Below are 21,078 nucleotides of genomic sequence, written 5' to 3'. Positions count from 1 at the left end.
GTTTGCTAGTGAATTTAACTTTAAAGTTTAAAATTTTAGCTAAGACAGGGGCCTTGCTGGGTCGCGCTTCAATTGTCCCATTCCCTAGATTATGCTAAAATGAGCCTAGTATACGAATTAACAATTGAAAGTGGTGGATCAAATGACTGATTGTATCTTTTGTAAGTTAGCCAATGGGGAAATCCCGACCAATATCGTCTATGAAGATGAAGTTGTGACTGCCTTCTTGGACACTAGCCAAGTAACGGAAGGCCATACCCTCATTGTGCCTAAGAAGCACCTTAAGGATATCTATGACTATGACATCAAGGATTCTGGCGCTATCTTCCGTCGTATTCCGATTGTTGTTCAAGCCCTTCAAGCTGCCTTGCCAGATATGCAGGGGGTCAATATCCTCAATAACAATGGAGAAGTCGCTTACCAAAGTGTCTTCCACTCCCATATCCATCTGATCCCTCGCTATAGCCGCGATGGCGATGACTTCAAAGTTGTCATGCCGGATAATGGTGACCAATACACGGACGAAGACCTCGCTAAACTCGCCCAACGCATCCATGAAAAGGTTGAGGTGTAGGATGGCCATGAGTTTTTTTAAAGGTTTATTGACCGGTGCTCTTCTGGGCGGTGTCACAGCCCTGCTCAAAAACCCTAATACTGGTGAAGAGAACCGACGCAAGTTACGCGCCTACAGCCAAGATATTACCGCGGCTTCCCGGAAGCTGGAAGGCAGTCTTGCCGAAACCCAGATTGCCCTGTCAGACCTAGCCAACCAAGGTTTGTCGACGGCTAAAGTCGCTCGTGACGACCTCAGTGAAGCCATTCGTGACTTCCAAACCTCTACCCTTCCCCATCGCAATGCCATCCAGGAGAAACTTGCCAAGATCAATGCGGACCTTGAACAGACCCAAATGAGCCTAGAAGACCTAGAAGAAAGACTCCAAGCTGATAAAGAGTAAATTTCTTTAAAGGATCCTAGAATACTGCTCAGCATGAGTCGACTTATGTTATATTTAAGCTACAAAAAAAGAATTTTGATCAAGGAGTCATCGCATGAATTGGAATAAAAAATTAAGCTTAGGCGCCCTTACTTGCGCCGCAGTCCTCAGCCTCGCCGCTTGCTCCAGCCAGAATGAAGCAGGCCAGAATGTTATTGCCAAAGGTGAAGGCATCGAGGTAACGGAAGATGAATTAGTTAAAGAACTTAAGGCTTCAGCCGGCAATGCCGCTGTCCAACAATTGGTTTTCGGCGAAATCTTTGAAAATGAACTAGGCAAGGACCGGGTTAAAGAAATCGAAGATGAAGTGGACGCCGATACGGTCAAACTCGTGGCCCAGTATGGCAATGAGGACAAGTTCAAAGAAGTCGTTGCCGCTAATGGCTATAGCAGTGTGGATGAATACAAGAAAGCCCTCCGCTACTTCAAGCTATTAACAGAAACCATTTCTAAGAATATCAATGTTTCTGACGACGAAGTGAAGAAAGCCTATGAAAACTACGAAGCCCCTCGTAAGGTCTCCCACATCCTGGTCAAGGACGAAGACAAGGCTAAAGACCTGATTAAACAAATTAATGAGGGCGGCGACTTCGCCAAATTAGCAGAAGAGAATTCTGAAGACAAGGGCTCAGCCAAAGAAGGCGGTAGCCTGGGAGAAGTCACTAAGGGTATGATGGTTAAAGAATTCGAAGAGCCTGCCTTCAAGCTCAAGGCCGGTGAAATGACCCAAGAACCTGTCAAAAGTCAATACGGCTGGCACATTATCAAGGTAGACGAAGTTGGCAACAAGGGATCTTTCGAAGAGGAGAAGGAGAAACTTGAAAAACAACTCCGTAAAGAAAAGATGGATGACCCTAAACAAGTCCAACAAGTGCTTAAAGATGTCTTGGATAAATACCAAGTGAAAATTACTGACAAGGACTTCAAGAATGCTCTAGACACCTTCCAAACTTCGAATGACCAAGAAGCCGCTAAAAAACAGGCTGAAGCTGAAGAAGCTAGCGAAGAAAGCAAGTAACTCTATATATAAAAAATATAATCTAGCTAAAAGCCAGGAAAACAAGCTCATTGAGCTAGTTCTCCTGGCTTTTTTGCTTGGAATGATGACTTCGCACTTTCTAATGAGGGGGATTCTACTCATATACCTTGGCAAGTTGCTTATAGCGTTGGTATTAGCAACTAGGGTATTGGCAACTTGCGAATGGCGCCGCTGTTTGCGAGTAAGACATCGGCTACTTGCTAATGATGGCCCCGTCTGCGAGTTAAGCAGAGTCTAGTTTCAAATAAGGATCCCGTTAGCAAGTAGGACAAGGGCTACTTGCAAATAAAGGCCCCGTTTGTGACTTGCCGATCAGGAACTCTCAATTGATCCCTCAATTCACAACTTGCTCATTTAAATTCCCTTCTTTTCCAAGAATGAAAACACTCTAGCCCGGCTGTACTGCGCCGAGCTAGAGTGTTAGTCAATTATTTATGTATTATGAGCTTTTGCTCACATCCTAGTTGGGTTCGGGCTGGCAGCTTTCCTGTCACTTCACAAGTCTCCGCCGCAGTCCTACAGACTGCTCTGGCGACTTGCTCCAGTGAAGGAAAGCTAAACGCCAGCCCTCTCACCCTTTTCTAGTCGGGTTCGGTCGCGCAGAAGTGGCTCCTCTTCACAAAGCGCCGCCGAAGACTTTTAGTCTTCTCTGTCGCTTTGCTCCAGAGGTCCACTCCTACCCGCGCGCCCTCACACCCTGTATAGTCGGGTTCGCAGTTGCAGACTTGAAGTGACTTCACCCAACCGGAACGAACGGCTGGGGCCGCTCTTTTCCGTTTGGGCTCCAGTCATTCAAGTCTGGACGCAACTGCTCACACCCTGTCTAGTTGGGTTCGACTTGGCAGACTCGGAGTGATTTCGCAAGTCAGAAACGAGCGAATGCTTCGCTCTTATTCTGACTTGCTCCAATCATCCGAGTCTAAACGCCAAGTCTCACACCCTGTTATCCCCAGACTTCTTCTGCGATGGAGCGGACGAGGGCGAGTTTTTCCCATTGTTGGTCTTCTGTTAGGCTGTTGCCTTCTTCTGTTGAGGAGAAGCCGCATTGGGGGCTGAGGCAGAGATTGTCTAATGGAATATATTTGGCTGCTTCGTGGATACGCTTGATGACCGCTTCCCGGTCTTCTAATTCCCCTGTCTTCGAGGTGATTAGACCGAGGACGACTAAGCGGTCATCACCCACCTTAGCTAGGGGTTCGAAGCCACCAGCCCGGTCTGAGTCGTATTCCAGGTAATAGGCTTGGGCGTGTTCCTTAGCGAAGAGTTCGTCTGCTACGGAATCATAGCCACCTTGGCCAAACCAGTGTGACCGGTAGTTCCCCCGGCAAACGTGGCTAGTGATAGTTAGGCCTTCAGGTGCCCCGTCGATCGCCAGGTTATTGACATAGCGGTAGAGGCCTGCTAAATAGGCTTTTTCATCAGCCTTAGCCTGACGTTCGTCTTCTGGATAGTCTTCGAGATGAATATCCACCAAGCGTCCCCAGGTGCAGTCATCGAACTGGATCACTTTAGCGCCTTCAGCTGCGAAATCTTCTAAGACATCGATATAAGCCTTGGCGATGGCTTGGGCTAATTCGCGGTGCTCATTTTCTCCATAGAAAGCTTGGGTGGTCTCTTGGTTGTGTGGTTTAAGTAATTCTTGTAACAATTGGGCAGGTGCTGGAACTGTTTGCTTCACTTCACAGTCGGCCGACTTATGGTCGCGGACGAATTTGAAGTCTTCCACAAAAGGATGCTTATGGCCATCTAATTCGCGGCTCGTTAGGGAAGCAGTTTCTGCCCGGGTCTTCATGTCGTGGAATTGGCCACCTTCATCGATAAAGCGCTTTTCAATCCCATTTAAGCCCCACATGAAATCGTAGTGCCACCAGCTGCGGCGGAATTCACCGTCGGAAACAGCTTGTAAGCCTGCTTCTTCTTGTTTATGGATTAATTTGATAATTTCTTCATCTTCAACCTGACGTAAAGCTTGGCCATCAATTTCTCCTGCTTCATAGGCTTTGCGTGCTTCTTTTAATCGAGCTGGGCGCAAAAAGCTCCCCACGGTGTCAAAGCGATAGGGTTGTTGTTGACGTTTTGTAAATTCTCCCATTTTGAATCCTCCATTTTTGTTCGTTAGAACCGATCAAGTGGTTCAATATAAATTCTAGTATACGGCTAATTTGACCGATTTAAAAGCTATCTCTCGATACAGCTTATAGAACAAGTGTGTTCGCTTTTATTGATCACTTAAGCGGTCATAGCTCTTTACTTGACGAACTTGGTAGTGGGCCAGGATATCGTTGAGATCAGACAGGTCGGAAATGAAATTAATCCGCTCATAGTCCTCCTGGGCCAGAAATCCTGCCTGGCACATATTCATGAAAAGCTCCTGCATGGGCCGGTAATAGGCAGCTACATTTATAAAGACGCAAGGCCGGTCCGATTGGCCTAAACGAGCCAGAGATATGGCTTCCGAAATTTCTTCCAGGGTCCCTGGTCCACCAGGTAGGGCCAGGCAAGCATCGGATAGGTCCAGCATCCGCGTCTTCCGCTCGGCCATGGTGTCCACAATTTCTAATTGCGTGAGGCCTTGGTGGGCAATTTCATGGTCCTTAAGAAAGGCTGGCATCACGCCATAGACCTCTCCTCCCTGGGCCAGGACCTCATCTGCTAAGATCCCTATGAGCCCTGTCCGGCCGCCACCATAAACTAAGCGGTGGCCAGATTGGGCGATCCATTGCCCCAGTTCACGTGCAGCCTCTGCATAGATGGGATCTTTCCCAGGATTGGCCCCACAATAAACAAGTATATCCATTGATTATCACTTCTTTCTCTTAGAAGAAAACAGACCCAGCACCCCTTCAACAGGGACTTAACTGGGTCCTCTTTTCTGTTTATTTGTTTTAATTTATTAAAATCGCTGACCAAGGTCAATCAAATATACTAAGCTAGCAAGGCTGCTGACGCAGCCTTGAACTTCATCTCTGGCCAGCATACGATATCTGTAATCTCACGCTGTTCGAACAGCTATCACATAAGTCGCTTCGCTCCAAGAGCTGAAGCTGCTCGAGCCGGTGGTGTTTAGCTATCCGAGATTTAGTGACGTACGGATAAAGTACGAGACGGCACTAGCCGTTCTCGATCCCCTAAAATTCAAGGCCTAAATTCAAAAGCGGAACGGATGCTCATCAGCACATTGCTTAGTCTTGGTCTAACTTAGGCCGGTAGAAGGGCCGGCCGTCCATCCCTGGAATATAGGCCGAGAATTCACCCGGAGCGGTCTTCTCCAGAGCGGCGCTAACCATGTACATGGAAGCATCCAAGTCATCAATGCGGTGGAGAACTTCTGCTTCTAAGACATGGGGTGTTACAGGACTCCCGTACTCCTTCTTACCGTGGTGGGCAAGGACCATATGCTTCAAGAGCATGAGTTCTTCGCTAGTCTGGTCTAAGCCGAGTGCCTGGATGGCCAAGCTCAATTTCTCTGCCACTAAGGAGATATGTCCTAAGAGATTGCCTTGGACCGTATAATTACCGCTGAGCGGATCGGAGAGCTCGCTCGTTTTGGCGATATCATGGAGGATAACGCCGGCATAGAGGAGGTCCGCATTGAGAATAGGATAGAGCTTCTGGATAGCCTTGGCCAGGGCCAACATAGAAACCGTATGATAGGCCAAGCCCCCGACAAAGGCGTGGTGGTGCTTCTTCGCGGCTGGATAATAGTAGAAGTCATCCCCTACTTCATCGAGGATATAACGAACCACTTGTTGAATCTCCAACAGCTGGAAGTCAGCCAGCGTTTCTTCGATTTCTTTTTGCATCTCTTCCTTAGTCATAGGCCCTTCTGGCATATAGAGCAAGGGGTCATTGGGTTCGTGCTGGTCGGCCAGGCGCATCTGCTCAATCCGAAATTGTGGTTGACCATTGAAGAGCTCCCGCCGGCCGTAGAGGTAGACCACTCGTCCGACTTGGAACTTTTCTGCGTCGGCGTCCGTCATGCCCCAGAGCTTGCCATCTAGGATGCCTGACCGGTCCTGGAAAGTCAAAGCAAGGTAGTCCTTGCCATTCCGGTCTTGTCGAATATCAGCATTTTTAATCAAGGCAAAGCTTTTAAAGTTGGTATCCATCGCAGCGTCAAAGAGTCTTATCGTTTCCATTCTCCCATCCTTTCACAACTAGGTCTTCGTAGTTAAATCCGGGTAACTTCCTTGCTGGCACGGTTGAGGGCTGCACTCTCATCAATTGTTAGCAGGATGATTTGTTGGTCCTGGCTCCGTTCATCGAGGAAGCGGTAAATATTTTGCCGGTAGTAGTCATCAATATGGGCAAAGGCTTCATCAATTAAAATCGGCATATTCAACTGGCCAAGCTGGGCATTCAAGAAGGCAAAACGCATGGCGACAAAGAGTAAGGCCTTCTCTCCTCGTGAGAGTTGGTCCACAGCAAGCCAGAGATTGTCTTCGCTAAGGACTTCCACCGTTTCATTCTGATAGCGCAGTTTCTCCAATTCTCCATTGGACAGGTCATAGAGATAGCGGTTGGCATGGCCTAAGACACGTTCTAAAGCCTCGCCTTCCTCACCCACACTGGCCTGTTCGAAGGTAGATACAGCCATCTTATTGGCTGCCCACTCGACCGCTGAATCATAGGCTTGGTCGACATCACTGGCATGGTCGGCTTGAAGCTTGCTGACTAGGCCACTGGCTTCGAGTTCGCGAATCTGCATTTCTAACTGGGCATTACGTTGGACCAAGTCTTGGATGCGCTGGGTCAATTGCCCCAGGGTATGGACATTATCCTCTAATTGTTGGTCGATGGTCTCATCCTTGTCATGCAGCTGAGCAGCTTGGGGATTGAGCGAGTGGTTGAGGAGGTCGAAGCGTTCCTTCTTCGCCAACATTTCCGCTTCCTTAGCCAGCACATCTTCCACCTCATCCGCTGATTCGAAGCCATAGCGGTCCAAGAAGTCTTGACGGGCCCGACGTAGGCTTTGGATGCTTTGATGGAGTTCTTGCTTTTGGTTCTTCTCAGCTTGGTAGGTCTGAGCCGTAAAAGCATGGTCCATTTCCAACTGACGCAGGCTATGGTAGTCATCCTCAAAAGCTTGGAAAACAGAATCCTGAGACAGCGGATTGTTGGAAATAGCCTGGGCATAATCTTGCCATTCCTGGTCATGGGCGGCTGCATACTGGGCCGCTCCTGTCGCCTGGATTAATTGGTTGCTTTCGGCTTCCAAGGCATTAATTTGAGCCACATAGTCATGGTCCAACCAGATCAAGGGCTGGATATATTCGGACCCACCCTTTTCTTGAACGAGGGCTTGGAGTTCCGCCATAAAGTTCTGTGATTCATTCTCTAATTCCGCTAACTGGTCGTTTTGGATATCGATCCGGCGTTGGATTTCTGCTTGTTCGCTTTCAATATCGCGCAAGTCGAGGTCGAAAGCCTGGGATTCTTTCTTCACCGAACGTTTGCCCAGGCCACTCTGTAAGAAACCAATAATGGTAAAGAGCGCCCCCAAAGCCCCTGCTGCAAGGCCTGATCCCATCATGAAGGGTTTATCGGTTACAAAGTAGAGGATAGCGAGGATCAGGGCAAGAACAATTAGAATTAAGCCAAAAGTCTTCAACCATGAACTGGTCCGCTCTTTAATGGTCCCCTTGAAGCTATTGTATTCCGATTGGACTTCATCGTACTCATCATGGAGGTCCTGGTTTTCGGCCATGAGGTCCTGGAGGTCATGCTTGGTATTCTCATAGAAAATCCGGCGATTATCCAATTCCTGCCGGCGATTTTGCCATTCCTGACGCTCACTTGCCGTTAACTCTTCCGGTAATTCATCAATAGATTCAGCACCCAGGGCAGCCAAGAGCCGGTGCTCTTCATAGCGCTTCTGGATGAGCTGTTCCTTGAGCGCCTCATCACTGTTCAACTGTTCCCGGTAAGCCCGGGCTTCAGCTAACATCTGGTCAGAAACATGGTCATGGTTCAATACCCACTCTTGACCAATCGTCAGCAAGCTATCCTGGGCTGGCTCTTCTTCCGCCTGGTCTTCATCGAGAACCAAGAAACCATCCGTTTGGTCCATCTGGTCTTCATAGCGGGCCAAGTCTTGGTTCAAGTCATGCCAAGTCTCTGCCGCTCCTTCTGGGAAATTGTGGAAGTCATAACCAGCCAATTCAAAGCCTAAAGCATTTTTCTCTTCCACCGAACCGGTCTCTTGCGAAGCAATCTGCAATTTAACCTGTTCATCTTGGGCCTGGGATTCTTGCTGGCGCAGATCTTCGAGCTCGGCTTGGTTGGCTTGGAGCTCTTCTTCTAAGGCAAAATAATTCTGCTCATTAGCTGCGGCTTGGTCCAGGCGTTGGCTGCTCGCAGCGACTTGGTTGAGTTCTTGGTTCAGCTGGGGCTTTTGACCATTAGGCAGGTAAAGGTCTGCAGCTTGGGCTTCCAATTCTGGCGTAATGCCGTTGAGGACTTGGCGACCGCTAACCCCCAAGCTGACCAAACTCTTAGCGAACTGGTCTTCATCCTCCCAAACAAAGGCCATCAAGTCTTCCTCATCAAAGCCAAAGTAGGTCAGGTAGTCTTCCTTGGACAGGCCTTCAAAGAGTTCATCGAAAGAAGAGACCTCCTCACGGGGATTGTCATTCACCGTCATAAATAATTGCTGGCGGCCTTGTTGTTTAATCCGTTCAATCATCACCTGGCCGTAGATGGTATCCGTCAAATAGAGACGTCCCCCGTAATTCACATTTGGGTTAACATCATAATTGCGGCTGTGCTTGCGCCGCATATTCGGAAAGCCAAACATAATCGAGAGAATAAAGCTCATCAAGGTCGACTTACCTGAGCCATTCCCACCAATAAAAACATTCAAATTTGGTTCCAAGTAGAAGGTCTGGTCAACCCACTTTCCGTAACCAAAAATTTCAATTTTTTGAATTTTCATTTTTTACCCTCACTTAATTTTCTTTTTGTTCCACCGCTTGGCGAACGATAATCTTTTCGACAGCTCGGTTGAGTACATCCGCCTTGAAGGTCTCCCCGTCAATCTGGGGCAGCATATAGCGTTGCCATAGCTGGTTTTGCATCAGGGGCTGGATTAATTGTTCCCATTCGCCCTCTGCTTGCAAGCGATGGAAGCTCTGCTGGAGCGCATCCTGGAAGGCCTTGGAATAGGACCAGGTGCTCCTTTCATCAATGACAAGCTTCAGGTCTGCCAGGTAGATCTCTTGGTCGCGGTACTGGTCCTGGTTACTCAAGCTCCACTGCAACTGGTCGCGCAATTCTTCAGCATAACGGTCCCACCAGTAGAGGCTCTCCTCATCACCATCTGTACGGAAGGCTAAACGAATCACCAGGTTCACCGCCTCGTTCTTCGCATACATGACTTCTTCATGGAGGGCACGCTCCACCACATTGCGCAAGTCTTCAATATTTTCAAGTTTTGGTAGGTCTCTTAAGGGAGAACTGAACTGCCAATCGGTGGTTTCGACAAACTCGAGTTCCGCTTCTTGGTACTTCTGCAAGCTAACCAAGTAGACCCCCTTAGGTCCGCTTTCCTTGAAGCTAGAGCCTTGGATGTTCCCCGGATAAACAACCGGTGGATGGTCGGCTAAGATTTGCCGTTTATGAATATGGCCGAGTGCCCAATAATCATAGCCCAGGGCCGTTAAGTCAGAGACATTGAAGGGCGCATAGTGGTGCTTGCCTTCATGGCGCTGGTTTTCCCCGTGGATGACCCCGATTTGAAAGTCAATACCCGCTTGGCGTTGGGGGAAGTCTTGGACCATATCCCGCTCAATCCAAGCTTGACCGTAAGAAAAACCGGTCAGCATCACGTGCTCGCCTGACTTAGCCTGGAAGTGGTAAGAATCAACATGGTCGGGGAAGATATAGACATTGTCTGGCATGGCCAAACGATGGGCATCTCCTTGAACATAATCGTGGTTACCATGGCAAACAATGGCTGGAATTCCCGCTTGGTCCAAACGTTCCATTCCCTGGCGGAAGGTAAATTGGGCTTGGAGGGAAGCCGGTTCATTGTGGTAAATATCCCCACTCACCACCACAAAATCAACGGTCTCATTTATCGCTGTTTCAATAATATTATTGAAGCTAGCTGTGGTGGCCTGGCGGAGTTTTTCATATAAACTGGGATTCGTCTTTGATATTTTCTTAAAAGGCTGGTCTAAGTGCAAGTCAGCCGCATGTATAAATCGTATCATTGTATTTGATTCTCCTAATGGCTTGAACTGGGAATAGTTATTTTTATATTCTTAGATCTTTTTCTAGCTAGGGCAAAGTCCCCGCTAGCCTACTACTCCTACCTTACAAGTTTACCATATCAAAAGCCCTGCTTACAATAATTCCGAACAAACTTTCGTTCTTCGCTAAGCCAGAAGCAAAGCACCAACTAGCTGATCTCAGACAAGAAAAAATGCCCCCACAAGCTCTTGCTGAGCTAGGGGGGCACTCTCTAATTCTTAGGCTTGGTCGCCTTTTTGTTCATTGGCTTTTTGGTAGACTTCATAGATTGGTTCAGTGACCACCTTGTTAATTTCTTCCACCAACTGGTTCAATTGCTTCTCAGCTTGTAAAAGTTTGCTGATGGTTTCATTCGCACCCATTTCTTTCTCCAAGTCTTGGGCTTCTTTGATTTCTTCTTGGCTGATTTCATTGCCTAACTGCATCTTGGTTTGGACATCCACTTGGAGTTGGCGGAATTTATTATAAAGGGCGAAGGCCTCTTCGTCTTTAACAACTGCCTCCATGGCATTTTTTAAGCCCTGGTAGTCCTCATGGGCCCGCACTTCACGTTCTAGTTGGTTAATGGTGTCATAAATATTGGCCATTCCATTTCCTCCTTTATTTGTCTTCATTGGCTTAATATATCACGTTCAACCAGTTTTGAAAAGTGATTTGGCCGGAAAATGAAGAAATCAGGTCGCGGGCCCCTTCCATCAAGCGGTCTAAGAGGCTGGCCGCATTATCTTCAATCGTGGCCTGGTTGTTGGTGGTCTCTTCCCCATCATTGGACGCAATCCCGTTCACTTCATTATAGTAACGGGTCGAAGCAGCCTCCAGGTTGAAAGGCGTATTAGGGCTGTTGACCAGGAGTTCCGCCATAATATTTTGGAAGGTATTGCCCGATTGGACAGGCGAACTATTCCAGAGATAGTTTTCTGAGCTTGTTTGGTCAAAACCATACCAGCTAGCAACTACCATGTCTGGCGTATAAGCAACATACCATTCATCATTAACTCCGTCGCCGGCCCCGCTATTACCAGCCTGGCTGAGTTCAACTGTTCCGGTCTTACCCGCCAGTTCATAGCCTGCTGGTTCAACGGCCGCCCCGGTGCCGCCATCATTATAGACATCGAGCATCATCCGGGTCATTTCCTTGGCATCGGACTCAGAGAGGGCTTGGTTCTGTTTGGGTTTCTGTTCTCCGACAATGACATTACCGGAGCTGTCCACAATTTTTTGGATAAAGACGCCTTCTGACCGCTTGCCCTTATTGACAAAGGCCGTATAGGCGCTAGCCATTTCCATGGGCGAGGCCCCCTTAGACAAGCCACCTAAGGCAGAAGATAGGGTCTTATCGCCATCGCTATAAGGGATGCCAAAGTCATCCAACTTGGCCATAGCGGTATTGACACCGATCTTATTCATCAGCCAAACCGCTGAGGTGTTCTTACTCTTAGCCAAGGCCTGCCAGAGGAGAATTTCACCCTGGCTCTGCTTGTCGTGGTTTTCAGGCTTGTACTTGTCTGTCCCGTACTCTTGGACTTCATCTGGAATCACATCATTGGCTTCAAAGCCATTCTCTAAGGCTGGGGCATAAACGTTCAAGGGTTTCAAGGTAGACCCTGGTTGGCGCTTCATCTGGGTAGCCCGGTTAAAGCCCCTAAAGGAGTGGCCCCCAGTGCCGCCAACTGTAGCCAGGACGCCCCCACTATAAGGGTCCATAACAACCGTTGCCGATTGAGCAGTATTCCCCGCTGGTGAGACAGGGAAGAGATGGCTCTGGTCATAGATACCTTGGAGGCCTTCTTGGTAGTTGGGATCTAAGTTGGTATAGATCCGGTAGCCCCCCTTCATCAAGTCATCCTCACTGAGCCCGTGCTTGTTAATAGCTTCTTCAATCACCGCATCGAAGTAGTAAGGGTACTTGTATTGGTCGCTGCCTACATCATTATTCTGCTGGGGCATGTCAGAGGCCATGGCAACTTGGGCATCGTCTTGAGAAATGAAACCATTATCAGCCATCAGTTGAAGAACCGTATTGCGCCGGTTGAGGGCTTCATCATAATTATCAACCGGGTTATAGATACTCGGCCCCTTCAAGGCCCCCGCTAGGACTGCCGCATTGGCTAAGTCCAAATTAGCAGCTGAGGTTCCAAAGTATTTCTGACTGGCATCTTCCACCCCATAGACCCCGTTCCCGAAATAAGAGTGGTTCAAATACATTTCCAGAATCTTATCCTTGGGGTAGGTTTTTTCGATTTCAAGGGCAATAAAGAGCTCCTTAAACTTCCGCATCAGACTTTGCTCATTGGTCAGGAAGGAATTCTTCACTAATTGCTGGGTCAAAGTCGACCCCCCACCGACGACCGAACCGCCGTGGAGGACATAGCCGACCGCTGCCCGGGCAATCCCAATGGGGTCGAAGCCCCGGTGCTTATAGAAACGCTTGTCTTCCGTTGAAACTACCGCGTTTTTAACATTATCTGAAATCTGATCGATGGTTACATAGGTCCCGTGGTCTGACGACAGGGTCCCCGCTAGGTTGCCTGAATTATCATAGACCTCAGTCGTAACCTGGAGTTGTTTTTCCAGATTATCAACATCGGTCATCTTGGCACTAATTAATAAATAACTTTCAAAAATCAAGGCAAAAAATAAGCCAATAAAGATAAGCCATTTGGTCAGGCGGAATTTTTTCCAATAGGCTTTAAACTTCTCCTTAAAGCCCTGGCGCTCTTCCCCCTTTACTGGTTTCGCTTGGCCTTTATCACCGCGCATAAATAATCTCCTACTCTCTCTTCTATTGAACTAAGGCGGATTAAACCACTCTCCTATTCTCCCATGTTGGGCTTGGAATTGCAATTTCTGCTGGGGGAACTTAAACGAAACTTATCCTCCTAGTCCAGCTTATCATGGTCGTAATGGTGGCTCTTCTCCAGCTGGTTGAAGTCTTGCTGGCGGAGCACTTCGTAGATCACAATGGCGGCACAATTCGACAGGTTCAGGGCACGAACATGGGTATCATCCATGGGCAGGCGTAAACATTGAGCCTCATGGTCGCGCATGAAGTCTTCAGGAAGGCCTGTTGTTTCCTTACCAAACATCAAGAAGAGGTCCTCATCCGCTTGCTGGCGGTAATCAACTTCTGTATAGGTATGGTGGGCAAACTTAGTGATTAAGTAGAGCTTGCGGTCTCCTAAATAAGCCATAAAATGGTCTAAATCCTTGTGCAAGGTCACATCCACACTATGCCAATAGTCCAGACCGGCCCGCTTGAGGTGCTTGTCATCCAAGGAAAAGCCCAGGGGTTCGATGAGATGCAGGTGGGTGTCAGTCGCAGCACAGGTCCGGGCAATATTGCCAGTATTTGGTGGAATCAGGGGTTCATATAATACAATATGGTTGGTCATCTTGATCGCTTCCTTTGTCTTTTATTTCTTTTCTTTTTGAGCCTTTCAACGGCTTGGCTGAATTCAACCACTGTCTCTTGGTCGGGGGCCGGCTCAGCCTGCTCAGCCTCCAGCCTCTCTTCCATGAAGCTCAGCAGTTCTGGGTTAAAATGCCGCTCGATGATGCTGACCGCATAGGCGGCTGTTCCTCGGATCATGGGGCGGGGGTCTTTCTCAATCAATTCCAGTAAGAGTGGAATCGACGACCGGTCCCGGTAATTGGCCAAGGCTAGGATGGCATTGCGCTGGAGAGGTTTCTTCCCCCGCCAAGCACCTGCTAGGTGGCCAAACTTGTCCTTAAATTCCCGGTTGGACATGGTCAGCATGGGTTGAAGCAAAGGCTCCACTTCTTCGCGCTCGGGTTCCATGGCCCCATGATAGTGGCTGTCCACATCTTGATTGTAAGGACAAACCTGCTGGCAGATGTCGCAACCATAGATTTGATGGCCCACTTGACGCCTGAATTCTTGGGGAATATAGCCCTTGGTCTGGGTGAGGTAGGAAACACAGACCTTGGCATTCATCTTGCCGTCCCCGATCAAGGCCCCTGTCGGACAGAAGTCCAAACACCGTGTGCAGTCCCCACAAGCATTGACCTTGGGCGTATCTGGAACTAAGGGCAGATTAGTAATAATTTCACCCAAGTAGATAAAAGAGCCAAATTTTTCATTAATGATCAGACCATTGTGGCCGATAAAACCAATGCCTGCCCTCTGAGCAACCGCGACATCAGGCAGCTCTCCCGTATCGACCATGGTTTTAGTCTCGATATCAGGATAAAGCCCTTCTAAACGCTGGACCAAATCGCTAGCCGCCCGGTGGAGGATACTGTGATAGTCTTCCCCCCAACTAGCGCGAGCAAATTGCCCCCGCCGTTCACCGCGGCTATGTTCCTTAGGGTAGAGGGGCTTATTGGGATAGGCCATAGCAAAACTAATAATCGAAGCAGCCCCTTCCATCAAAGCTTTAGGGTAGAGGCGTTCCTCAATCACTGGGTGTTCAAAGCCCGTGGTCCGCCCTTCTTCCTTAGCTTCTATTAGGGACTGGCGGATATGGGTAAAATCATCGGCAGTGGTAAAGCCGACAAGGTTCATGCCGATTTCATCTACAGCCAGCCGGCGAATTTTTTCGGTTTCAACTTGCCAATCCATTGCCATTTGTCCTCCTCCCTTCTAAATGAGCTTGCTGATCTTTACAATTATAATGGATTCCCTATATTTTGCAATCTAACCCAGGTCTGATTTTCATGAGAATTCACTAAAAAATTGAGGCAATTTGATAAAAGATCGATTTTTTTACCTTTTTAGGGGGGCTTTGTGCTATGATAGAGTAACACTTAATGTCCATACAGGCAATCGATTCAATAAATTATCTATGAGGGGAGTTCTGAAAGTGAATATTTTACAGCAACGAATTATTGATGATGGCGAGGTTTTTCCGAATAATGTCTTGAAGGTTGATTCCTTCTTAAACCATCAAATTGATCCGCACATCATGTACAGCATCGCCAATGACTTCTACCAACACTTCAAGAGCGCAGGCATCACTAAGATCCTAACCATTGAAGCCTCCGGTATTGCACCCGCTATCTTTGTGGCCCAGAAGTTTGATGTACCGATGCTCTTTGCTAAGAAAAAAGAACCTTCTACCCTACAAAACCAAGAAGTCTATACCGAATTAGTCCATAGTTATACAAAAAACACGGACAGCAATATTATTGTCTCCAAACAATTCCTCAATGCAGATGATAAGGTCCTTGTTGTGGACGACTTCCTCGCTAATGGCGAAGCAGCTATGGGCTTGATCTCCATTGCTGAACAAGCAGGAGCAGATGTCGCCGGTGTCGCTATCTGTATCGAAAAATCTTTCCAAAATGGCCGCCAACGCATCCTAGACCACGGCTACGAAGTCTATTCTGCTGCCCGCATCGCCTCCCTTGAAAACAATCAAGTTCGCTTTAATGACGGGCATTAATCTCGGTTCTTTACAAAAAAATTACAAAGAGGCTGGAATACAAGCTCCAGCCTCTTTTTTTGCGCATTCTTTTTCTTATTTTATTACATTCTGTGGCTGTCCTTCCGCAAAGGCTAAGGCATTCTCAAAAGCCGTGTTCGCCCGGAGGACCATGGCTTCATCGGTCAGATAGCCGATATGGGGAGTTAGGATGGTATTCTTCGCTGACAACAAGGGCTCATCTTCATTAAGGGGTGGTTCCTGGTCGAAAACATCAATGCCTGCCCCGGCAATGGCTCCTTCATTTAGCGCGTCTGCCAGTGCTTGACTATCTACGATCGGGCCTCTTGCCACATTGATCAGGATGGCCTCTTTCTTCATTTTACTGATCATTTCTTTAGAGATGAGGCCCTCTGTTTCAGGAGTAGCTGGCAGGTGGATGGAAATAATATCGGATTCCGCCATGACTTCCTCTAGGCTAGCATAAGACATGCCCAAAGCCTTGGCTTCTTCCTTCTCTGAACGATTATAGCCCATAAGCTCAGCCCCCAGAGCATGGTAGAGCTTAGCTGTTGCTAAACCAATAGCCCCCGTCCCAATAATACCTACCTTAGCTTGGCTAATTTCCCGTCCTTGGATAGGACCTGGAAAATCAGTCGTTTTGCGGGCATCCTGGTTACTGGCTGGCAGCTGGCGGAAGAGCGATAAGGCAAGACCAAGAGACAATTCCGCAACAGCCTGGTTGGCATAGCCAGAAGCATTACAAATGGCAATTCCCTTGTTGGCTGCTGCCTCTTGGTCGACATGGTCCACACCCGTAAAGGCCACATCAATCAACTGGGTTTGGTCTAATTGTTCAATCACTTCTGCTGGATAAGGGGTGTTGCCGATAATGACAATATCAGCGTCCTGGCTGCGGGCGAGGAGTTCATCTGGATCCGTGGTCCGGTCTTTATAATAAGTAAAGTCATGCCCCGCTTCTTTCAGCTTTTGAGCTAGTTCTTCGATATAATTGTCGTCAACTTTTAAATTTTCAAGTAAATTAATCTTCATAAGGGCCTCCTTCGTAGCTTCTTCACTTGCTTATTCTGCTTCCATTATACCCAAAAAATTCCATTAAAAAAAGCCAACCCCCTTGAGTTGGCTTTTCTTGTGTGTTATCTAGTTGGGTTCGGTTGCGCAGCTTCCTTGTCACTTCACAAGTCTCCGTCACAGTCCTAAAGACTGCTCTGGTGACTTGCTCCAGTGAAAGGAAGCTAACCGCGCTCCCTCACACCCTTAATAGTCGGGTTCGCAAGAGCAGACTTGAAGTGACTTCACCCAATCGAAACGATCGGCTAAAGCCGCTCTTTTTCGTTTGGCTTCCAGTCATTCAAGTCTAAACGCTCTGGCTTACACCCTATCTAGTCGGGTTCGAGGATGCAGAAAGGGCTCCTCTTCACAAAATCCCTTCGAAGACTTTCGGACTTCTTCGTGATTTTGCTCCAGAGGTCCACTTCTACCGCGCTCCCTCACACCCTTAATTAAATACTACGACTGGCATGCCGACGTGGACAAGGGAGTATACGGTTGGCATGACGGAGGGTTGGACGTTGATGCAGCCGTTTGAACCGTTTTGGTGGTACCAGCCGCCGCCGAAGACGGGTTGCCAGTTGGCGTCGTGGATGCCTTGGCCGACATAGTCAAAGGGTACCCAGTAGGAAACGGGAGAGGCATATTTGTTGCCTGTCTTTGGATCGTAGCCGCGGAGGACTGATGGTGACTGCATGTTGTTCACTGCGAAAGCCCCTGGATTAGTTGGGGTCATGTCGTGTCCAGATACAATATCCGTGCTCAATTGCAATTCGCCATTGAGATAGATGAACATCTTTTGGTTAATCATATCGACTTCCACATAGTCCTGACCAAAGAAGTTATCTTGGCCGTAACCGGACCCAGCAATAGATGGTTCAATGACAGTATCTTTACCTTTTAAGGCTGCTTGGGCAACTTCATCAGCTGCTTTGGAGCGGTCGATATACCAGCCATAAGTTCCTGGCTGAACCGTCACGACGCCGGCCATGGTGGATTGGAAGTCATGAGAAGTTAAAAGACCAGAAATTTCTTGGTTTAAGCCTTGGAGATAAACGTTAACCTGGTCCATATCAACAGCGGGTTCACCTTGGTCATCAATATACAACCAGCTAGCAATTTCTTCTTCAGGAATCTGGTGTTCCTTACCATCAACTTTAAGGACCAATTTTGAACCCTTAATATCATCGAGTTTTTTGATCTTAGATTGCAAGCTCGGGTCATCTTCTTTAAGGGTTGGCTGGATATAGGCATCTGCTAAGTTAACCTGGTAATTGCCGTTATCGATATTCTTATTGAACAAATCTTGCAAGGCATCTGCTGAAATTTGATTCCCTTGGACCGAGTCAACAACTGTGAAACCTTGGTCTGAAGAATTCTCCAAGCGAGCATTTTCGGATTCTTTACGTTGAGAATTATCAATCCCTAATTGGTTCATAATCTTATCAATAGTTGCCCCATCCAAGTCTCCATCAACATACTTACCTTGAAGTTGACGGTCTGTAAAGAAGGCGAGCGGCCAAGCCCATTGATTTTGTTCATCGAGCATTTTTTTCAGTGCGATTTGGCTTTCAATCGGCAGTCCCAAACTATCGATTGGGAGTTGGGCAACTTCCTTGTCCCCTTCTTTCACATCAATGGTTTGACCCGCAATTTTTTCTGAAACTTTTTTATCCGCTTCTTCTAAGTTCATATTTGAAACCTTCGTAGCGGAAACCTGGGTACGGGGAAGAAAATGCTGACTATAATAGTAAGCTCCCCCACCATATAGTCCCAATACAGCCACAAGGGCGATAACTAGTCCCCACACTAGTCCCTTCGAAGACTCATTCTGCCTAGACATATATTTCCCTCCATTTTCTTCGATAAATAAAGGACCTCCTTTTAAGGATGTCCTCATGAATAAACTTTCAGTTATTTCTACACTTTATAGAATACACGATTTAGTGGTCTTTGTAAAACATATTAGACCTTCTGAATAATTTTTTAAACTTTTAGCTTGCCTTTCCTAACAATAAAGGTCATCATGAAAGAAAAGCTATAGAAAGGAAGTTTCCATGCCTCCACAGTCCAAATTTCAAGAATTTCTACTCATTCTATCCAGTATTATATTAATGGTTACTGCTGTTTTTTCAGGTCTATATATCCTCAGCCTCCAACCCAGCCTGGGTGTTCGTCTACTGGTTTACCTGATGTTTCTTATCATTTTCCTCAGTGCTGGCCTCTCCATTTACTGGTTCGCCTTTCGCAAAAAATCCTAATCTTGGTCTTCTAAGTGCTGCTCATACTCATTAAGAGTCATCCCATCATGACTTTCAATAAATTCTTCCCGTCTTTCCTTGCGGTAGACATCCATTTTCTTTTTGAAGAGCTCACCTGTCGTAGGTGGCGTCCAAGAAATGGCATTGGCCCCCGCCGCAATGACTTCGCGAATGCTGTCATCAGTCCTCCCCCCTGTCGCAATGATGGGAACATCAGGATAGCGTTCACGGATCCAGGCTACCAAGTTAGGGGTATCCTTGCCACTCGCAACATTAAGAATATCCACACCTGCTTTGAGACGGGCATCGATATCATTGTAGGCAGACACAATCGTCGCGATGATGGGAGAATCAATGGTTCTTTCAATCATCTCGATGGTTTCAACTGGCATTGGGGCATTAACAACGACACCCATAACGCCCTCCGCTTCTGCAAATAAAGCAATATCTGCGCTGCGCTTACCACTAGTTAAGCCGCCACCAACGCCTGCAAAGACTGGGGCTGTGCTGACAGTTGAGATGGCTGAGACAATAGATGGATGCGGCGTTTGCGGATAAACAGCCAGGATGGCATCCGCATTGCTATAGCAAATTGTCGCAACATCCGTTGAAAAGAGAAAGGATTTTAAGCGACGCCCATAGATCCGGATACCAGAAGCGTCACGAGTCACATCAGGAACTTTGAGGGTATCTTTTCTTAAAGCCGAGCTCACACTCGGTGTTTTTTTGGGTATTTTCACGTCTAATAGCTCCTTTTTTAAATTCAGTTATATTTTATCATCTTTTAGAAGACAAAGAAAAGCTTTTTGACTAGTAAAATAAAATGATATTCTTTGATTCTTTTTGATTTTCCTAAAATAAAGAACATCCTAGAAACATTGATTTAACAATATTTCTAGGATGTTCTAAATTTTCTTTGACGCTCTTATTTGAGCTTAGAATGCCGACGGTGGGGGTCGAACCCACACGTCCGGTAAAGGACATTGGATTTTGAGTCCAACGCGTCTGCCAATTCCGCCACGTCGGCATATCGTATGAAGGCAAAGAAAGGCGGTAGTCGGATTTGAACCGGCGATCAAGGTTTTGCAGACCCATGCCTTACCACTTGGCTATACCGCCATACTTTAAAATATAAAACTGGGGTAGCTGGATTCGAACCAACGCATAACAGAGTCAAAGTCTGTTGCCTTACCACTTGGCGATACCCCAATAATAAGGGCGAATGAGGGGAATCGAACCCCCGAGTGTCGGAGCCACAATCCGATGCGTTAACCACTTCGCCACATCCGCCATATTAAAATGGATAAAACAGGGACAGTAGGAATCGAACCCACATTGACGGTTTTGGAGACCGTAGTTCTACCGTTAAACTATGTCCCTATTCAATTAAATCCCTGACAACCTTTAAAAAGATTGTAATGGTGGGAATAGGATTCGAACCTATGAACCCGAAGGAGCGGATTTACAGTCCGCCGCGTTTAGCCACTTCGCTATCCCACCAGAGTGGTCCAAGACAGAGTCGAACTGCCGACACCTTGAGCTTCAATCAAGTGCTCTACCAACTGAGCTATTGGACCTTTTTTTAAAAGTTGTACGGTCCCGACGGGAATTGAACCCGCGATCTCCTGCGTGACAGGCAGGCGTGATAACCCCTACACCACGGGACCCTAGTAGCTTTAAGAAACTACTTATGGAGAATGAGGGGTTCGAACCCCCGACATCCTGCTTGTAAGGCAGACGCTCTCCCAGCTGAGCTAATTCTCCGGTGTATTGACAACTTTTAATGACCCGTACGGGATTCGAACCCGTGTTACCGCCGTGAAAGGGCGGTGTCTTAACCGCTTGACCAACGGGCCAATACACTTAATATTTAAATGTTACGGAGAGTAAGGGATTCGAACCCTTGAAACAGTTTCCCGTTTACATGATTTCCAATCATGCTCCTTCGGCCTCTCGGACAACTCTCCAGGCTGGATTGCAGGATTATCCTCACTCACCAACTCCGCAAGTAGGACTCGAACCTACGACATCTTGATTAACAGTCAAGCGCTACTACCAACTGAGCTATTGCGGAA

General features: G+C 47.5%; 16 protein-coding genes and 12 tRNA genes. 4 read left to right on the top strand and 24 right to left on the bottom strand.

Annotated features, from left to right (window positions below; translation table 11 throughout):
- The first annotated feature begins 142 nt into the window (after positions 1–142).
- From QP339_RS04950 to QP339_RS04940, 3 genes are all read left to right on the top strand, one after another.
- Positions 143–574 carry an HIT family protein gene (locus QP339_RS04950; RefSeq protein WP_067975213.1) on the top strand — a complete coding sequence of 144 codons (432 nt, stop codon included), beginning with the start codon at positions 143–145 and terminating at the stop codon, positions 572–574.
- A gap of 7 nt (positions 575–581) precedes the next feature.
- Positions 582–956, top strand: coding sequence for a YtxH domain-containing protein (locus QP339_RS04945; protein WP_070620070.1), 375 nt, complete (start codon positions 582–584; stop codon positions 954–956).
- A gap of 94 nt (positions 957–1,050) precedes the next feature.
- Entirely contained in the window at positions 1,051–2,013 is a 963-nt protein-coding gene (locus QP339_RS04940; protein WP_070620030.1) for a peptidylprolyl isomerase, read from the top strand.
- Between the two features lie 964 nt (positions 2,014–2,977).
- Here QP339_RS04940 and QP339_RS04935 read toward each other — a convergent pair.
- The 9 genes from QP339_RS04935 to queG form a co-directional block, all read right to left on the bottom strand.
- Entirely contained in the window at positions 2,978–4,126 is a 1,149-nt protein-coding gene (locus QP339_RS04935) for a 5-methyltetrahydropteroyltriglutamate--homocysteine S-methyltransferase (RefSeq protein WP_284910638.1), read from the bottom strand.
- Positions 4,127–4,252: 126 nt separating this feature from the next.
- Positions 4,253–4,831, bottom strand: a complete 579-nt coding sequence (locus tag QP339_RS04930; protein ID WP_284910637.1) for an LOG family protein — start codon at positions 4,829–4,831, stop codon at positions 4,253–4,255.
- A 385-nt stretch (positions 4,832–5,216) separates the two neighbouring features.
- The gene (locus QP339_RS04925; protein ID WP_284910636.1) at positions 5,217–6,173 is read right to left on the bottom strand and encodes a 3'-5' exoribonuclease YhaM family protein; all 957 of its coding nucleotides are present in this window, start codon (positions 6,171–6,173) and stop codon (positions 5,217–5,219) included.
- Positions 6,174–6,205: 32 nt separating this feature from the next.
- The gene (locus tag QP339_RS04920; RefSeq protein ID WP_070620046.1) at positions 6,206–8,968 is read right to left on the bottom strand and encodes an ATP-binding protein; all 2,763 of its coding nucleotides are present in this window, start codon (positions 8,966–8,968) and stop codon (positions 6,206–6,208) included.
- A gap of 13 nt (positions 8,969–8,981) precedes the next feature.
- The gene (locus tag QP339_RS04915) at positions 8,982–10,247 is read right to left on the bottom strand and encodes a metallophosphoesterase family protein (protein WP_070620050.1); all 1,266 of its coding nucleotides are present in this window, start codon (positions 10,245–10,247) and stop codon (positions 8,982–8,984) included.
- Between the two features lie 258 nt (positions 10,248–10,505).
- Complete coding sequence (locus QP339_RS04910) at positions 10,506–10,874, bottom strand: YlbF family regulator (protein ID WP_070620052.1); 369 nt, start codon at positions 10,872–10,874, stop codon at positions 10,506–10,508.
- Between the two features lie 31 nt (positions 10,875–10,905).
- A complete protein-coding gene (locus tag QP339_RS04905) occupies positions 10,906–13,047 on the bottom strand; it encodes a transglycosylase domain-containing protein (RefSeq protein WP_284910635.1) in 2,142 nt (713 codons plus the stop codon).
- 119 nt (positions 13,048–13,166) lie between these two features.
- Complete coding sequence (trmL, locus tag QP339_RS04900; protein ID WP_070620055.1) at positions 13,167–13,679, bottom strand: tRNA (uridine(34)/cytosine(34)/5-carboxymethylaminomethyluridine(34)-2'-O)-methyltransferase TrmL; 513 nt, start codon at positions 13,677–13,679, stop codon at positions 13,167–13,169.
- Positions 13,676–14,875, bottom strand: a complete 1,200-nt coding sequence (gene queG / locus QP339_RS04895; protein ID WP_284910634.1) for a tRNA epoxyqueuosine(34) reductase QueG — start codon at positions 14,873–14,875, stop codon at positions 13,676–13,678. The genes trmL and queG overlap by 4 nt, the downstream gene beginning before the upstream one ends.
- A gap of 235 nt (positions 14,876–15,110) precedes the next feature.
- On the opposite strand from queG, the gene QP339_RS04890 reads away from it, so the two are divergent.
- Entirely contained in the window at positions 15,111–15,692 is a 582-nt protein-coding gene (locus tag QP339_RS04890) for a xanthine phosphoribosyltransferase (protein WP_067975167.1), read from the top strand.
- Positions 15,693–15,767: 75 nt separating this feature from the next.
- Here QP339_RS04890 and QP339_RS04885 read toward each other — a convergent pair whose 3' ends face one another.
- From QP339_RS04885 to QP339_RS04815, 15 genes are all read right to left on the bottom strand, one after another.
- Positions 15,768–16,724 (bottom strand): NAD(P)-dependent oxidoreductase, encoded by a 957-nt coding sequence (locus QP339_RS04885; protein ID WP_284910633.1) that lies wholly within the window; start codon positions 16,722–16,724, stop codon positions 15,768–15,770.
- A gap of 466 nt (positions 16,725–17,190) precedes the next feature.
- On the bottom strand, positions 17,191–18,585 hold the full coding sequence (locus tag QP339_RS04880; protein ID WP_284910632.1) for a L,D-transpeptidase family protein: 1,395 nt from the start codon (positions 18,583–18,585) through the stop codon (positions 17,191–17,193).
- 414 nt (positions 18,586–18,999) lie between these two features.
- On the bottom strand, positions 19,000–19,743 hold the full coding sequence (locus tag QP339_RS04875; protein WP_284910631.1) for a beta/alpha barrel domain-containing protein: 744 nt from the start codon (positions 19,741–19,743) through the stop codon (positions 19,000–19,002).
- A gap of 201 nt (positions 19,744–19,944) precedes the next feature.
- A tRNA-Leu gene (locus tag QP339_RS04870) sits at positions 19,945–20,030 on the bottom strand.
- Positions 20,031–20,051: 21 nt separating this feature from the next.
- Positions 20,052–20,122, bottom strand: a tRNA-Cys gene (locus tag QP339_RS04865).
- Between the two features lie 18 nt (positions 20,123–20,140).
- Positions 20,141–20,212 (bottom strand) — tRNA-Gln (locus QP339_RS04860).
- 8 nt (positions 20,213–20,220) lie between these two features.
- Positions 20,221–20,293 (bottom strand) — tRNA-His (locus tag QP339_RS04855).
- A 19-nt stretch (positions 20,294–20,312) separates the two neighbouring features.
- Positions 20,313–20,383 (bottom strand) — tRNA-Trp (locus QP339_RS04850).
- Positions 20,384–20,422: 39 nt separating this feature from the next.
- A tRNA-Tyr gene (locus QP339_RS04845) sits at positions 20,423–20,503 on the bottom strand.
- Between the two features lie 4 nt (positions 20,504–20,507).
- Positions 20,508–20,580: transfer RNA gene (locus QP339_RS04840), tRNA-Phe, on the bottom strand.
- A gap of 17 nt (positions 20,581–20,597) precedes the next feature.
- Positions 20,598–20,670 (bottom strand) — tRNA-Asp (locus tag QP339_RS04835).
- Between the two features lie 24 nt (positions 20,671–20,694).
- Positions 20,695–20,767: transfer RNA gene (locus tag QP339_RS04830), tRNA-Val, on the bottom strand.
- Positions 20,768–20,787: 20 nt separating this feature from the next.
- A tRNA-Glu gene (locus QP339_RS04825) sits at positions 20,788–20,859 on the bottom strand.
- Between the two features lie 24 nt (positions 20,860–20,883).
- Positions 20,884–20,970, bottom strand: a tRNA-Ser gene (locus QP339_RS04820).
- A 33-nt stretch (positions 20,971–21,003) separates the two neighbouring features.
- Positions 21,004–21,077, bottom strand: a tRNA-Asn gene (locus QP339_RS04815).
- Between the last annotated feature and the right edge of the window lies 1 nt (position 21,078).

The organism is Aerococcus sp. UMB7834 (assembly GCF_030215145.1).
Classification (GTDB): Bacteria; Bacillota; Bacilli; order Lactobacillales; family Aerococcaceae; genus Aerococcus.
The sequence above is the reverse complement of the archived record's forward strand: the minus strand, read 5'-3'. Positions and strand labels throughout refer to the sequence as shown.